Origin of the sequence: Paraburkholderia unamae (genome assembly GCF_003096875.1) — a bacterium.
GTDB classification, from domain to species: Bacteria; Pseudomonadota; Gammaproteobacteria; order Burkholderiales; family Burkholderiaceae; genus Paraburkholderia; species Paraburkholderia unamae.
In genome coordinates, this window is record NZ_QEOB01000002.1 from 139,112 (window position 1) to 154,076 (window position 14,965).

The window sequence follows — 14,965 nt, forward strand, 5'->3', positions numbered from 1 at the left end:
GTGCCGCGCTATGCCCCGGTCTGGGCGTGCAGCAAGGTGTCGATGCGCGCGGGCGAAAACGGCGGGCGCTGGCCGTTTTGCGGCCAGCCGAAGCAGAAAGCCGCCGCCTCGCCGCAAATCTTGCCCTGGCAGGGCCCCATGCCGCAGCGCGTTTGCAGCTTGGCGTCGCGCCAGGAGGCATGGTGCGCGACGTCGCCGAAAGCGACGTCCTCGCAACGGCAGAATACGGTGTCGGCCCGCGCGAGCGTGCGCAGCGCGGGCGCGAGTTCGAACGCTTCGTGCAGGCGCGCCGCAAAGCGGCGGTAACGTTCGCGCACGGCGAACAACCGGCGTGCGCCGTCGGCGTCGCCGAGCGCGGCGTGCGCCGCAATGCGCCCTTCCACAGCCGCGAGTTCCATGCCGCCCACGCCCGTGCATTCGCCGGCCGCGTGGATATCGTCAACGGAGGTCCGCTGCCATTCGTTCACGGCGATGGCGGGCGAGCCCGCATGCGGTTGCAGTTCGCAACCGAGCGCCGCGCCGATGCCTGTATTCGGTACGAGACCATAGGCGCACGCGAGCCGGTCGCAATCGACGCGCATTTCCGCTTCGCCGCGCCGAACGCGGACCTGCGTGATGCGCGATGTGCCGAGCGCTTCGGCAACGTGCGCGCCGCACCAGTAAGGCGTGGCGCGCAGGTCGAAGCGCATGCGCAGCGCCTGCGCGAGTTTCGCGGGCGTGTGCACGAGGCCCGTCGCGAAGCGGCGCACGGCGTGCGGCGGCGCCTGCTCGACGATTGCGGCGATGGACGCGCCGTGCTGGTGCGCCGTGAGCGCGGCGGCCCATAGCAGCGGCCCGCTGCCCGCGATCACGATGCGCTCGCCGCGCACGGGCATGCCGCCTTTGATGAGCGCCTGCAAGCCGCCCGCGCCGGTGACGCCGGGCAAGGTCCAGCCGGGGTAGGGCAGGAAGCGCTCACGCGCGCCCGAGGCGACGATGAGCTTGCCATACGCGAGCACGAGCGCACGGTCGGCGCTTTCGGCGAGCAGTTGGCGGCCCGGCAGCGCCTGCACGAAACGGGTGCCGCTGAGCAGCGTGACGTTGGGGCGCGCCTTTAGCGCGTCGAGCAAGGCGCGCGCGGCGCCGCTCGCGCGATGCTCGGGCCCCTGACGCCAGATCTGGCCGCCGGGCAGCGGATTGTCGTCGATGACGCCAACGCTCGCATCGGCTTGTGCGGCGGTGTGCGCCGCGCTCAATCCGGCGGGTCCTGCGCCAATGATCAGGATATCGAAATTCATGGCGCCGTATTTCCGGTGACGATGTGCATGCCTTCGGCGCAGACCGACTGGCACGCGAGCCGATGCGGCGTGCCGTCGATGGTGACGCGGCATTCCTGGCAAATGCCCATGCCGCACAACGGCCCGCGCAGCGCGCCGCTCACGGAGCGGCGCGTGACGAGCGGCGCGTGCTGCGCAAGCGCCGCGACCGTGATGGCGGCCGCCACCGACGTGCCCGCCGCAACGCTCACGTTGCGTCCATCGACGCTCAACGTTACGAGTTCAGACATGTGCGGTTCCCTGAGCGGCAAAGCGGGCGGGGAGATACGGCGTCGCATCGATCGCGGCGGCGTGGCCGAGCATTTGCGCGGCGATCAGTTTCGCCGTGCCGAGCGCCGTGGTCACGCCCAGGCCTTCGTGCCCGGTGGCGAGCCACGTGGACGGATGGCTCTGGGGCGCGGCGAACGCAGCGGCGGGGCCGATCAGCGGCATGCCGTCGCTCGATGCCGGGCGAAAGCCCGTCCACGCGCGAATGGCGTTGAGCGCGGGCAGTTGCGGCAGATATTCGGCGGCGCGTTGCAGCATGCGCGCGAGAATGGCCGGTTCGATTGCGGGATCGGTGCTGTCGAACTGGCGCGACGAGCCGATCAGCAATTGCCCGGTCGGGCGCGGCTGCACGTTGAACGCGACCGAGGTGCCGCTCGCGTTGTGCGCGCTCTTGATATAGCCGAGTTCGAGAATCTGATGGCGGATCGTGCCGGGGTAGCGGTCGGTAATGAGCAAATGGCCTTTTTTTGCCTGTAGCGGCAAGCGCGGCATGAGGTCGAGCGCCTGAAGACCGTTCGCCACCAGCACCGCGCCCGTGGCGATCGTTTCGCCGTTGGCGAGATGCACGCCCGCGCGGTCGATCTGCGTGACCTGTGTTTGCGTGCGGCAAACGATGCGGCCGCTCACCGGTTGTTCGAGCAGCCATGCGGAAACGGCGGGCGCGTAGACCACGGCGTCGTCGTCGACGATCATGCCGCCCACGAGTCCCTCGCGCAGGCCGGGCTCCGCTTCTCGCAGTTGTTGCGCGTCCAGCATCGAGCAGGTGATGCCCTGGCGTTGCAGCGCTTGCTGGCGTGTTTGCGCGAGCGTTTGCTCCTCCTCGTCGGCGGCGACCCAGAGCGTGCCGCAACGCACGAACGCATGGCGCGCATCGAGGCGCGGCGCAAGCTCGTGCCACAGCATGCGCGACCACGCGCTCAGTGCGAATTCCTCGGGCGTGTCGTCCATCACGACGAGATGGCCCATGCCCGCGGCCGTTACGCCCGCACCCACGCCCGCGCGCTCGATCACGAGCACGTCGAGGCCTTGCGCGGCGAGTTCGTGGGCGCACGCCGCGCCCACGATGCCCGCGCCGATCACGACGACATCGGGGTGTCCGCTCGAGCGCTCGATCACGTGCGAATGCCCCAGGCGAACGGATCGTCGTCGGCGAAAATCAGTTTGGACTCCGCGCTAATATGCGCGTTGCCGCGAATGCTCGGGCGCACATACCCTGCCGGGAGGTCGGGCGTGGCTTCGTAGCTCGCTTCGAACACGCTGCCGATGATGCTTTCCTGCCGCCACAGCGCGCCAGGCGCGAGTTCGCCGTTCGCGGCGAGGCAGGCGATCTTGGCGCTCGTGCCGGTGCCGCAAGGCGAGCGGTCGTAGGCCTTGCCTGGGCACAGCACAAAATTGCGGCTGTCCACGCCTTCGACATCGGGATGCGCGAAAAGCTCGACGTGGTCGATCAACGCGCCGTCCGCGCCGGTAATGCCGTTCGCTTCGAGCGCCTGGCGCATGGCCCACGTGGCCTCGGTGAGCGCTTCGACGTTGCCCGCTTCGAGCGGGAGATTGTGGTCGGCGACGAGGAAGAACCAGTTGCCGCCCCAGGCGATGTCGCCATGCACGCGGCCGTAGCCGGGCACGTCGAGCGGCACGGCTTGACGGTAACGATAGGCGGGCACGTTGCGCACGGTCACGGCGCCATTGTCGTGCAACTCGGCTTCGACCACGCCCACCGGCGTTTCGATGCGATGCACCCCGGCCGCGATGCGGCCGAGATAAGCGAGCGACGCGACGAGGCCGATGGTGCCGTGGCCGCACATGCCGAGAAAGCCGACGTTGTTGAAGAAGATCACGCCCGCCGAGCAGGACGGATCGTGCGGCTCGCAAAGCAGCGCGCCGACCATCACGTCCGAGCCGCGCGGCTCGTTGACGACGCCCGCGCGCACGTGGTCGAAGTCGCGGCGAAACAGGTCGAGGCGTTCGGCGAGCGGGCCGTGGCCAAGCTCGGGGCCGCCTGCGATCACGAGGCGGGTCGGCTCGCCGCCCGTGTGGGAGTCGATAACGGTCAGGGTTTTCATGCCGACAATCGTAGGTCGCCCCATTTTGGGCGTCTTGCTCGAACGGCCCGCAGGCGACGACGATTTCGGCATAGTGCGCGGCGGCCGTGGGGACCGGCGCGCGGCGGGGGGCGCCTAGCTCCCGGCGAGCACGAACTGCTCCAGCTGGCGCACGACTTCGTCGCGCAGGCGCGGCGGCATGCTCTGGTAGCCGAGCAGATCGGAGATCCACAGGCCGTCCGCCGCGAGACGGCAGATCATCAGGCGGGCGGCGGCTTCGAGCGGCAGCGGGTCGGGGCGCGTCCACTTGCGCATGGGCGCTGCGTAACGCTCGCGAATCGCGGGGTCGGTCATCATCGCGGCCACCAGCACGCGCAGCACGTTGGTGCTGGCCGCCGGGCTCGTTTCGTCGATGGTGGTGTGCAGGTACGCGCGCGCGGCGGCGCCGTGCTGCGGCGCGCCCGCGGCCACGCCCGCCTCGATGCGCGCGTGCATCTGCTGCTCGAAGCGCTCCAGCGTCTGCTCGAAGAGGGCGTCGAGCAAGCCCTGCTTGTTGGCGAAGTGATATTGCAGCGCGCCCTTGGTGACGCCCGCGCGTTCGGCCACGGCGTCGAGCGTGACGGACGGCACGCCCTGGTCGGTGGCGATATCGGAGGCGGCTTGCAAGAGCTGGGCGCGCACCTGGATGGGGGCTTTCTTGCGGCGCGTGCCGGCGGCGGGTGCGTCCGTGGGCGGCGTGGCGTCGTCGCGCGGGGAAGGGGATTTGACTACCTTCGAGGGCTTCGGGACCTTGGAGACCTTTGGGGAATCGGGAGTCGCGGCGGTGAGGGTGGCCGCCGCGGGCGCCGCGTCAGCCGCCTTCGCGCCGCGCCGTGTCGCGCGCGCCGGCGCCTTGACGGAGGAGTCTTTCATGGAGCCGATCATACCATTGCGGGCGTGGCGGCTAAACATTCCGTACGGATGGTATGATTCGCCGATGAAAAATTCCAACTCGCCATTCTCCGCCTCGGCGGCGTCCATGGCTGCGCTCGACGCCTCGATCGTTCGCGGCCGCGAAGCGCTCGTCCGGATGCAGGACGACGACGGAAGCTGGTGCTTCGAACTCGAATCGGACGCCACGATCACCGCCGAATACATCCTCATGATGCATTTCATGGGCAAGGTCGACGGGGTCCGCCAGGAAAAGATGGCGCGCTACCTGCGCGACATTCAGCGTTTGCAGACGCATGGCGCGTGGGATCTTTACGTGGATGGCGCGCCCGATGTCTCGTGCAGCGTGAAGGCGTACTTCGCGCTGAAGGCGGCGGGCGACGCCGCCAACGCGCCGCACATGGTGCGCGCGCGCGAAACCATCCTGAAGCTCGGCGGCGCGGCGAAGTCGAACGTGTTCACGCGCATCCTGCTCGCCACCTTCGGCCAGGTGCCGTGGCGCGCCACGCCGTTCATGCCGATCGAGTTCGTGCTGTTCCCCAAATGGGTGCCGATCTCGATGTACAAGGTCGCCTACTGGGCGCGCACGACCATGGTGCCGCTGCTCGCGCTGTGCTCGCTGAAGGCGCGCGCGGCGAACCCGCACAACGTCTCGATCGCCGAACTGTTCGTGACGCCGCCCGACGAGGAGAGCGAATATTTCCCACGCGGCAAGGGCATCCGCCGGTTCTTTCTTGCGGCCGACCGCGTGCTGCGCCGTATCGAGCCGCTGCTGCCGAACGCGCTGCGCCGGCGCGCCATCAAGCACGCCGAGGCCTGGTGCGCCGAGCGCATGAACGGCGAGGACGGCATGGGCGGCATCTTTCCGCCCATCGTCTACAGCTACCAGATGATGCAGGTGCTCGGGTATCCTGAAGATCACCCGCTGCGCCGCGACTGCGAAGATGCGCTGGAAAAGCTGCTCATCGAGCGGCCCGACGGCAGCGTCTACTGCCAGCCTTGTCTTTCGCCCGTATGGGACACCGCGTGGAGCACGATGGCGCTGGAGCAGGCCCGCACCGTCACGCCTGCCGAACCCGCCGCGGCGACGATTTCCGATCGGGAGTTGCAGCAACGCATCACGCGGGCTTACGAGTGGCTGGCCGAGCGCCAGGTGGATGACGTGCGCGGCGACTGGATCGAGAACGCGCGACCCGACACGCCGGCTGGCGGCTGGGCTTTCCAGTACGAGAACCCGTACTACCCCGACATCGACGATACGGCCGTGGTCGTGGCCATGCTGCATCGACGCGGCCTCGCACAGGCGCGCGAAACCGGCGTGGACCCGTATGCGCGGCGCGTGACGCTCGCGCTCGACTGGATGCGGGGCCTGCAATCGCGCAACGGCGGCTTCGCGGCCTTCGACGCCGACTGCGATCGCCTCTATCTGAACGCTATCCCGTTTGCCGACCACGGCGCGCTGCTCGATCCGCCTACCGAAGATGTTTCGGGGCGCGTACTGCTGTGCTTCGGCGTGACGGGCCGCGCCGAGGACAAGCCGGCGCTCGCGCGCGCCATCGAGTACGTGAAGGCCACGCAGCAACCCGACGGCAGCTGGTGGGGCCGTTGGGGCACCAACTACATCTACGGCACGTGGAGCGTGCTGGCGGGCCTCGCGCTCGCGGGCGAAGACCCGCGGCAACCGTATATCGCGCGTGCGCTCGCCTGGTTGCGTGCGCAACAAAACGCGGACGGCGGCTGGGGCGAGACCAACGACAGCTATATCGATGCGCGGCTCGCGGGTACGAACGGTGGCGAAAGTGCGTCGAACTTCACGGCGTGGGCGCTGCTCGCGCAAATGGCCTTCGGTGATTGGGAATCCGAATCGGTTCGACGCGGCGTGAGCTATCTGCTCGGCGTGCAGGGGGGCGACGGGTTCTGGTGGCATCGCTCGCACAACGCGCCGGGGTTCCCGCGCATCTACTACCTCAAGTATCACGGGTATACGGCGTATTTCCCGTTGTGGGCGCTCTCGCGTTATCGGCGGCTGGCGGGGAATGCGCTGCCGGTGCGTGAGCCGGAAGAAGCGTTCGCGGCAGTTTGATCAGTTGGATAGCAACGCGGGGCGCAAGCGCCCCGCGTTTTTGCTTCTACGCCGCGCCGAAATTGGACGCAACTGCAACGCAACTTCAACGCGACTTCGCGAGCGTGATCGTTTCGAACAACTCGTAGTTGCCGGTGGGCGTTTGATCCGCGCCCGGTGCGTGATAGTAGTTCATCGTGATCGTCGTCTTGCCGCCATGCGTGCCGGGGTCGACGTCGAACACCGCGATGCCGTAGCCCGTGCCCGTATCGCGCTGCGCCGACCAGATGGCGTCTTCGAGCGCGTCGGCCGTCGGACGCACGAAGGCGCCTGCCGTCGTGCCCGGCACCGGGTGGTTGGGCTTCGTGAACACCTGTGCCTGCGGATTGCCGTTGCCCACATCCACGCCATACACGTCGAGCGGTGCGCTCGTGCCGCCGCCACCGAGGATCAGGTGGATCGTGCCGTGGCTCGTGTCAAACGTGTTGCCCGCGCCCTGGGCGTGCGTGACGGGACGCGGCTGGAGCGTGTCGACGCTCACGCCCGTTTTCGCATCGACGCCCGCGTGATGGTTGCAGCCGCGCACCGGGTAGCTGCGCTCGTAGTCGTGATCGTGGCCGCACACCACAAGGTCCACGCCATAGCGGTCGAAAAGCGGCAGCCATGCTTCGCGTATGCCCTTGTCCGATCCATTCCCCGTTTTCGACGAACTGAGCGCGTCCTGGTGCATCTGCACCACGATCCAGTCGATGTCGTCGTCGTGCTTCGCCTGCTTGAGCGTGCGTTCGAGCCAGTGCGTCTGCTCGCCGTTGCTGTAGCCGCGCACATAGAACGACGTGCCCGGCGCGATGGGCGCGTTGCCCGTGCTCGCGGCGGGCGTGAGCGGCGCGGGGCCGGCCACGAAGGCGGCGGCGTCCTGATAGACCACGTCGTCGGCGTCGAGCGAGACGAACAGCACATTGCTCACGCGAAAGCTGTACCAGCGGCCCGCGAAACGCGTGCCGTTATCGGGCAGCGTATAGCGCGTGAGATAAGAATCGAGGCCTTGTGCGCCGTTGTAGAACTCGATCTCGTGATTGCCGGGGCAGGGCATCCACGGCCGGTTCGCCGACGAGGTCTGATTGTTGTTCGCGAAGTCGCGCCACACTTCGGTCTGGTGCGCGGGATTCAGGTTCGCGTAGCAGAGGTCGCCATTGAGCAGATGAAAGAGCGGCTGGAAGCGCTCCACCGCTTCCACGGCGAAGCGGCTTTGCGGCGAGGAGAGCACCCAGCCGGTGTTCGGCGTGGCGAGGTCGCCGTAGCTCGTGAAGCGAAACGGTGCACGTCCGCGCGGTGCAGTGGCGAAACTCGAACTGAAGGGGCTGCCTGCACGGCTGTCGTTGTCGGCCGTGACTTCGTAGCGGTAGGTCGTGGCCGGCGCCAGGCCGCGCAAACGCGCGTGATAAGCAAACACGACGACGCCCGTGAGACCGTCCGTATAGGTGCGCTGAACGGCGTGCACCGTCTCGCGGCGGCCGCGATCGGCGCTGTAGATCACGCGCGGATTCGTGGAGGCGGCGAGCGAGGCCCACGAAACGACGACTTCGTGCGTGGGGTCGTCGCCCCACGTGAGGTGGACTTGCTCGGGTGTGCCGTCGGGCGTGGCGGCGTCGGCTTTCGCGCCGCCCGCGAAAGCGCCGGCCGCGCTCGCGAAGCCGGAAGCGCCCGCGAGCTTGAGGAAGCCACGGCGCGATACGCCGGCGGCCTCGGTGGCGGTATTCTCGGGGATGTCTTTTTTCGTCATGTTGTCTCGCCTCGCGAGCGGAAGGGCGAAGCCTGCTCCGGCGGCCGAGCATGACTGATGCGCGCGGGCGCAAGCATCGCAGGGTGAGTGTAGGCGCAACGATGGCGCGCCTGCATGACCTCGCGATGACATCCTTTATCGCCCCCTTCATTGCGTCCTTTTTTGCGCCGAGGCGGACCGTCTGCCGACGCGTTATGCCGAACGGGTCGCAACAGTGATGGCCGAGGCGCGCGGCCGGGTAAAAACAGGATGAAACCGCAATCCGCTCCGCGATAATGGTGCGCAATTCAATTCATGCTCTTGCCATGACACATCGCGCGCCGCTTCGTCACTCTTTCGCTCTCGCAGCTTTCACTTTCGCGGCATATGGCGCCACCGCGTACGCGGACACAACGGTGCATTCCCTTTCCGGCGTGCGCGGCGCCATGCACACCACGGACGCCCGCAAAATGTTCGACCAGTCGATGGGCGGCGCCCCGCAACCCGACGGCTTCGGCACAAAGCTGCCCGCAGGCTTCACCCCCGCATTGCTCGTCGAGCAACTGGCGCCGGATCAGGACGTGCGCAGCGTCGTGCTCGCGGGCGCGAAGCCCTGGCCCGCGCGGCCGAACAGCTATGTCGCCGTGATCTGTCTCGCGAACAGTCCGGAACTTGCCGCAACCGCGCTGAAGTCTTCACCGGGCTCGTGCGAGGATCTCGGCGGCAACGACAACGACACGCGGCGGGTATGGTTCGGCGTGTTTGAAAGCACCGGCGCGGGCGCACCGCGGCTCGTGGCGCGAACCGAATCGCCTGTCGCCACACCAACCGACTGGAGCAACACGAACATCGATCTGCCGGTCGCGCTGGACTCAGGTGACGCGGCGAGCCCGCAGGAAGCCATGCCGTCCACCTGGTCCCGCTTCGATCTCGCGGCGTACCAGCTTCGTACGGGCGACTACGCGTTTGGCGTGCGTGCAGGATGGAGCGAGGGTTACGCGGGCGGCGGCGCCGATTTCGAAGCGCTGTATCTCTTCGCGATCGACGGCAAGACGCTGCGCGTCGTCTTCGCGCAGCCGATGGCGTTCGACAAGATGCTCGCGGGCGATTGGCACAAAGACGGCACACGTAGCCACGACGTATCGGACGCGGCGAACGCGCTCACCGTTCTTCCCACCGTGACCGGCGGCTATCACGATCTTCAGCTTCGGGCGAAAGGGGGCGGGAAATGGCGGCGCACGTTCAAATGGTCCGCAGCGCAGCAGCGTTACGAATAAACGCCTGGCTGCGCCGGGCGTTTGCGGGCCCGTGCGCCAGCGCGGCGGGGACCGCGCCACCCATTCATGCGTGTTGAATGTGGCGGGGTGAAGCGGACCCCTGTCGGGACGGCCTGATTAGCCGGCCAGATCGGCGGGCAGCTTGCCGCCGTTAGCGGCCAGCGCCGTCATCACCTGGCCGTGCAGCCAGACGTTCATCGAAGCCGAGTCGTTCATGTCGCCGGAGAACTTGAGTTCCTGCGCGAGTTGCTTGCGGTGCTCGAGGCTGCTGTCGACGCCCAGCGCCTTCATCGTGTCGACAATGGACGTGCGCCAGTTCAACGTCTGACCGCTTTCCGAGACCAACTGGTCCATCACGGCGGCTACGTCCACATCGGCCAGCGGCGCCGGTGCCGGTGCGGCAGCGGAGTCGGGCGAGGCGGCCTGGGCGACCGCGGGGTCCGGCGTCGGTTCGACGGCGGGCGGCGCGGCATCCGGCTTGGCTTTGTGGAACAGCTTGTTGACGATGTCACCAAAGATACTCATTTCTCTATCCTTTGTCACAGAAGTTGGCCTGTTGGCAAACCTGGCGCCACGATGAACCGCGCGGCAACAGGGCGACAAGTATGACGCAGTTCGCGTGCCGCAATGTACAGGAATGGTCAAGAATGCGGGACTCGGGTGCCAGGCGAATGAATATCGGCGGATTGCTGATGCAGTCGGACCCGAAAAAAGAACGCCAAAATAGCAGGAGCCGCGACTCGATCGACTCGCGGCTCCTGGCGCGCTAAACCAGCGCTAACGCCGGCAAAGCACAAACACGGTTTCAGAACTTCAGGCGCATGCCCGCCGCGACGACCGCCTGCGTATTGCTCGACGATGCCGCGAGGTTGTAGATCGACGCGTTGCCGAGCACCGGAATGCCCTGCGCGCCGGAAACACGCTGATACACGCCTTCCAGATAGAGATCGGTGCGGCGGCTGAGCGCATAGTCGGCCTGAAGCATGAACTGGTTCCAGTGCGGCGAGGCGTTGCCTTCCGTGCGGCTGACCGAGCCGTCCGTGTAGGTGTACGCGCCGCCCAGGCTCAGTTGCGGCGTGAGCGAGTAGCGGCCGTTCACTTCGAAGTTATTGAACGTCAGGTAGTCGGCGTTGAAGGCGTTGAGCGAGCCGCCCTGGGCGATCTGCGTGGGCGAGGCGACCATCGTGCGCGTGAACACGAGGCCGACCTTCGCCGGTCCGATCGTGTAGCTGCCGCCCGCGCCGAGCGTGCGCGTACGCTCGGCCACGAACATCGGGTCGTTGTCGGTGCCGCTGCCCGCGCTCAGTGCGCCGTTCGTGGTCGAGCCGGGCTCGTTGCCCTGGAAGTACGCCACGGCCAGATTGATCGGGCCGCCGTTCCACGAAGCGCCCATCGTGTAGGCGTTGTTGTTCGAGAAGCCGCCGCCCTGGTTGCTGAACGCATAGGCGCCTTCCACCTGGAAGCCCGCGTAAATCGCGCTGCGGAACTTGACGGCGTTGTTCATGCGCACGTCGTTATTCAGGTTGTCGTTGTCGAACGGGTGCATCGCGATGTTGCCGCCGAAGCCCGAGCCCGTGGCCGACATCGGTGCGATCATGTCCACCAGCGCGTCGTACTGGCGGCCGAGCGTGAGCGTGCCGTACTGGTCGCTGGAGAGACCCACCCACGCTTGCCGGCCGAAAATATAGCCGCCGTTCGAGCCCTTGCCGTTGACCACCGAGAAGCCGTTCTCGAGGTCGAACACCGCCTTCAGGCCGCCGCCCAGATCTTCTGCGCCGCGCAGGCCCCAGCGGCTCGTGCTCACGTTGCCGGACTGCATGCCCCACGTTGGGCCGTGGCCGGTGGACGACTTCTGGTTGCTCACGTAGTCGAGGCCGGCGTCGATCGTGCCGTAGAGCGTGACGCTGCTTTGCGCGTGAGCGCCCGCGGAGACTGCCGCGGCGGCGAGAGCAAGGATGTTCAACAACGCTTTTTTCATTTCGGTCCCGTAGAAAAGGATGAATCACCGCAGGCACGGACGAAGGTCATGATCAGGAATCCGATTCAAGATGATTCAGGCTGTGTGGCGGAACCGAGAATTTAGGCAAGGGCGATGACGCGGACGTGTCGAAAATGGCCCGAAAAATGAAACTTCGTTTAGCTTTCTGATGCAATCGCTTCATGAACGTAGCGTGCCATGCTCGCTCATGTGGTTGACAAATCATCCATCTACGGTTTGCCATGATGCGCCGCAAGCTGATGGAAAGTATCGGAAACCGTGATGACTGATATCCGAAATGCAAGGTTGAGCAGACAAGCACGCGGGCATACCATTTCTTCCGCATGGACTGCGTGCGCCGGACGCGCCCGCACCTGCACCTGACGGAAATGGAGGCCCCTCGTGGACCACGGCACCCGAACGCAAGACGAAAAGCTGGATATCAAGACCACGACCTGCTACATGTGCGCGTGCCGCTGCGGTATTCGCGTGCACCTGCGCGACGGCGAGGTTCGCTATATCGACGGCAACCCGGAGCACCCGCTCAATCAGGGGGTGATCTGCGCAAAGGGCTCGTCGGGGATCATGAAGCAGTATTCGCCGGCGCGGCTCACGCAGCCGCTCATGCGCAAAGAGGGCGCGCTGCGCGGCGAGGCGCAGTTCGAGCCGGTTTCGTGGGAGGTGGCGCTCGACACGCTGGAAAAACGTCTCGCGCACCTGCGCGCAACCGACCCCAAAAAATTCGCGCTGTTCACGGGCCGTGACCAGATGCAGGCGCTCACGGGCCTCTTCGCGAAGCAGTTCGGCACCCCGAACTACGCGGCGCACGGCGGCTTCTGTTCGGCGAACATGGCGGCGGGCATGATCTACACGATCGGCGGTTCGTTCTGGGAGTTCGGCGGCCCGGACCTCGACCGCGCGAAGCTGTTTTTCATGATCGGCACGGCGGAGGACCACCATTCGAATCCGCTGAAGATTGCCCTTTCGAAGTTCAAGCGCGCGGGCGGTCGTTTCATCGCGATCAATCCCGTGCGCACCGGTTACGCGGCCATTGCCGACGAGTGGGTGCCCATTCGCCCCGGCACGGACGGCGCGCTTTTCATGGCGCTGATTCATGAACTGATCAAGGCCGACGCGTACGATCATGAATTCGTCGCGCGCTACACCAACGCGGGCGAACTGCTCGACATGCGCGAGCAAAGCGACACGTTTGGCCTGTTCGTGGAGGACCCCTCCCAGGCGGTGAGCAATCCGCTGTTCCCGCAAAACCACCTGTGGTGGGACGTGAACTCGAACCGGGCGGTGCCGCACCACGCACCGGGTGCTCAGCCCGCGCTCGACGGCCGCTATGTGCTCGACGACGGCACGCCCGTCGCGCCCTCGTTCGCGCTCCTGCGCGAGCGCGTGGCCGAAACGACGCCGGAATGGGCGCAGGCGATCACCGGCATCCCGGCGCACACCATTCGCCGCCTCGCGGCCGAAATGGCGCAAACGGCGCGCGAGCACAAGATCACGCTGCCGATCGAATGGACCGACGCCTGGGGCGTGAGGCACGAGAGCGTGACGGGCAACCCCATCGCGTTTCACGCCATGCGCGGGCTGGCCGCGCATTCAAACGGCTTTCAGTCGATCCGTGCGCTCGCTGTGCTGATGTCGCTGCTCGGCACCATCGACCGGCCGGGCGGCTTCCGGCACAAGTCGCCGTATCCGCGCGCCGTGCCGCCCTCGGCGAAACCGCCCAGCAGTCCGAACGATGTCAAGCCCAATACGCCGCTGCCTTCCGGCCCGCTCGGCTGGCCCGCCGCGCCCGGCGATCTTTTCATCGACGAAACGGGCGAGCCGGTGCGTATCGACAAGGCCTTCTCGTGGGAGTATCCGCTCGCGGTGCATGGGCTGATGCACAACGTCATCACGAACGCGTGGCGGGGCGACCCGTACCCCATCGACACCTTGCTGATCTTCATGGCCAACATGGCCTGGAACTCGTCGATGAACACGGGCGAGGTCCGCAAGATGCTGACCGACCGCGGGCCCGACGGTCAGTACAAGATTCCGTTCCTCGTGGTGTGCGACGCCTTCCAGTCGGAGATGACGGCGTTCGCCGATCTGATCCTGCCGGATACGACTTACCTCGAACGCCACGACGCGATGTCGATGCTCGACCGGCCGATTTCCGAATTCGACGGGCCCATCGATTCCGTGCGCGTGCCCGTGCTGCCGCGAACCGGCGAATGCCGGCCGTTCCAGGAAGTGCTCGTCGAACTCGCGGGCCGCCTGAAGTTGCCCGCCTTCATGAAGGCCGACGGCGAACGCAAGTTCAAGGACTATCCGGACTTTGTCGTCAACTTCCAGACCGCGCCGGACTCGGGCGTCGGCTTCCTGATCGGCTGGCGCGGCAAGGATGGCGACAAGGCGCTCGTGGGCGAGCCGAACCCGGACCAGTGGGAGCAGTATGCGAAGCATAACTGCGTATTCCACTACACGTTGCCCGAGGAGATTCAGTACATGCGCAACGTGAACGGGCCATACTTGCAGTTCGCGGTCGAGAAGGGCTTTCGCAAGTTTGGCGAGCCTATCCTTATCCAGCTCTACTCGGACGTTATGCAGAAGTTCCGGCTCGCGGCGCAGGGCAAGACGCAGGGGCGCAGGCCGCCGGAGCATTTGCGCGAGCGCGTAGAGCGTTATTTCGATCCGCTGCCGTTCTGGTATGCGCCGCTGGAACTCGCCACGACCGATCTCGAACGCTTCCCGCTGGCGGCGATCACGCAGCGCCCCATGGCCATGTATCACTCGTGGGACTCGCAAAACGCGTGGCTGCGGCAGATTCACGGCGAAAACTATCTGTACGTCAATCCGCGCACGGCGCAGGCAAGCGGCATCGCGGACGGCGGCTGGATCTACGTCGAATCGCAATGGGGCAAGGTGCGCTGCATGGCGCGTTACAGCGAAGCCGTCGAGCCCGGCACGGTGTGGACCTGGAACGCCATCGGCAAGGCGGCCGGCGCGTGGAATCTGGGCCCCGACGCCAACGAATCGCAACGCGGCTTCCTGCTCAATCACCTGATCACCGAGGAACTGCCCACCGGCGACGGCGCGCGGCGCGTCTCGAACTCCGATCCGGTCACGGGGCAGGCCGCGTGGTACGACGTGCGTGTGCGCGTCTATCCGGCCGAGGCCGATGCCGACCACACATTGCCGCAGTTCGCGCCGATGCAGCCCCTGCCGGGCTCGACCGGGCCGGTCGGGCGGATCCAGGCGTATTTCGCGGGGCGCGGCGCATTCGCCGCGCGTCTGCGCAATGCCGCGAAGCGCAAGTAAGGAGGACCCCGAA

Annotated in this window: 11 protein-coding genes; 3 read left to right on the plus strand and 8 right to left on the minus strand. The window is 66.6% G+C overall.

The features are described 5' to 3' along the window. Positions 1-8 precede the first annotated feature (8 nt). The 5 genes from C7402_RS04555 to C7402_RS04575 all read right to left on the minus strand — a co-directional run bounded on the left by C7402_RS04555 (position 9) and on the right by C7402_RS04575 (position 4,537). On the minus strand, positions 9-1,277 hold the full coding sequence (locus C7402_RS04555; RefSeq protein ID WP_116609765.1) for an FAD-dependent oxidoreductase: 1,269 nt from the start codon (positions 1,275-1,277) through the stop codon (positions 9-11). After that, positions 1,274-1,546 (minus strand): 2Fe-2S iron-sulfur cluster-binding protein, encoded by a 273-nt coding sequence (locus tag C7402_RS04560; protein WP_116609766.1) that lies wholly within the window; start codon positions 1,544-1,546, stop codon positions 1,274-1,276. Before C7402_RS04560 ends, C7402_RS04555 begins: the two co-directional genes overlap by 4 nt. Further along, positions 1,539-2,699, minus strand: a complete 1,161-nt coding sequence (locus C7402_RS04565; protein ID WP_279635536.1) for an NAD(P)/FAD-dependent oxidoreductase — start codon at positions 2,697-2,699, stop codon at positions 1,539-1,541. The genes C7402_RS04560 and C7402_RS04565 overlap by 8 nt, the downstream gene beginning before the upstream one ends. Then, the gene (locus C7402_RS04570; RefSeq protein ID WP_116610068.1) at positions 2,696-3,655 is read right to left on the minus strand and encodes a 4-hydroxyproline epimerase; all 960 of its coding nucleotides are present in this window, start codon (positions 3,653-3,655) and stop codon (positions 2,696-2,698) included. Before C7402_RS04570 ends, C7402_RS04565 begins: the two co-directional genes overlap by 4 nt. Positions 3,656-3,760: 105 nt before the next feature. Beyond that, positions 3,761-4,537, minus strand: coding sequence for a TetR/AcrR family transcriptional regulator (locus C7402_RS04575; protein ID WP_116610069.1), 777 nt, complete (start codon positions 4,535-4,537; stop codon positions 3,761-3,763). A 64-nt stretch (positions 4,538-4,601) separates the two neighbouring features. On the opposite strand from C7402_RS04575, the gene shc reads away from it, so the two are divergent. Further along, entirely contained in the window at positions 4,602-6,638 is a 2,037-nt protein-coding gene (shc, locus tag C7402_RS04580; protein WP_244314740.1) for a squalene--hopene cyclase, read from the plus strand. Between the two features lie 85 nt (positions 6,639-6,723). Here the strand turns inward: shc and C7402_RS04585 are convergent, their stop codons facing one another. Beyond that, positions 6,724-8,400: a purple acid phosphatase family protein gene (locus tag C7402_RS04585; RefSeq protein ID WP_112169651.1), complete on the minus strand. Its 1,677-nt coding sequence runs from the start codon at positions 8,398-8,400 to the stop codon at positions 6,724-6,726. A 395-nt stretch (positions 8,401-8,795) separates the two neighbouring features. Between C7402_RS04585 and C7402_RS04590 the strand changes: the two genes are divergently transcribed. After that, positions 8,796-9,656: a hypothetical protein gene (locus tag C7402_RS04590; RefSeq protein WP_224042779.1), complete on the plus strand. Its 861-nt coding sequence runs from the start codon at positions 8,796-8,798 to the stop codon at positions 9,654-9,656. Between the two features lie 117 nt (positions 9,657-9,773). On the opposite strand, the gene C7402_RS04595 is transcribed toward C7402_RS04590, so the two are convergent. Both C7402_RS04595 and C7402_RS04600 read right to left on the minus strand, forming a co-directional pair. Next, positions 9,774-10,181: a DUF3597 domain-containing protein gene (locus C7402_RS04595; RefSeq protein WP_112169650.1), complete on the minus strand. Its 408-nt coding sequence runs from the start codon at positions 10,179-10,181 to the stop codon at positions 9,774-9,776. Positions 10,182-10,461: 280 nt separating this feature from the next. Then, on the minus strand, positions 10,462-11,634 hold the full coding sequence (locus tag C7402_RS04600; protein WP_116609768.1) for a porin: 1,173 nt from the start codon (positions 11,632-11,634) through the stop codon (positions 10,462-10,464). Positions 11,635-12,036: 402 nt separating this feature from the next. On the opposite strand from C7402_RS04600, the gene C7402_RS04605 reads away from it, so the two are divergent. Next, a complete protein-coding gene (locus C7402_RS04605; RefSeq protein WP_165841781.1) occupies positions 12,037-14,952 on the plus strand; it encodes a molybdopterin oxidoreductase family protein in 2,916 nt (971 codons plus the stop codon). The last annotated feature ends 13 nt before the right edge of the window (positions 14,953-14,965 follow it).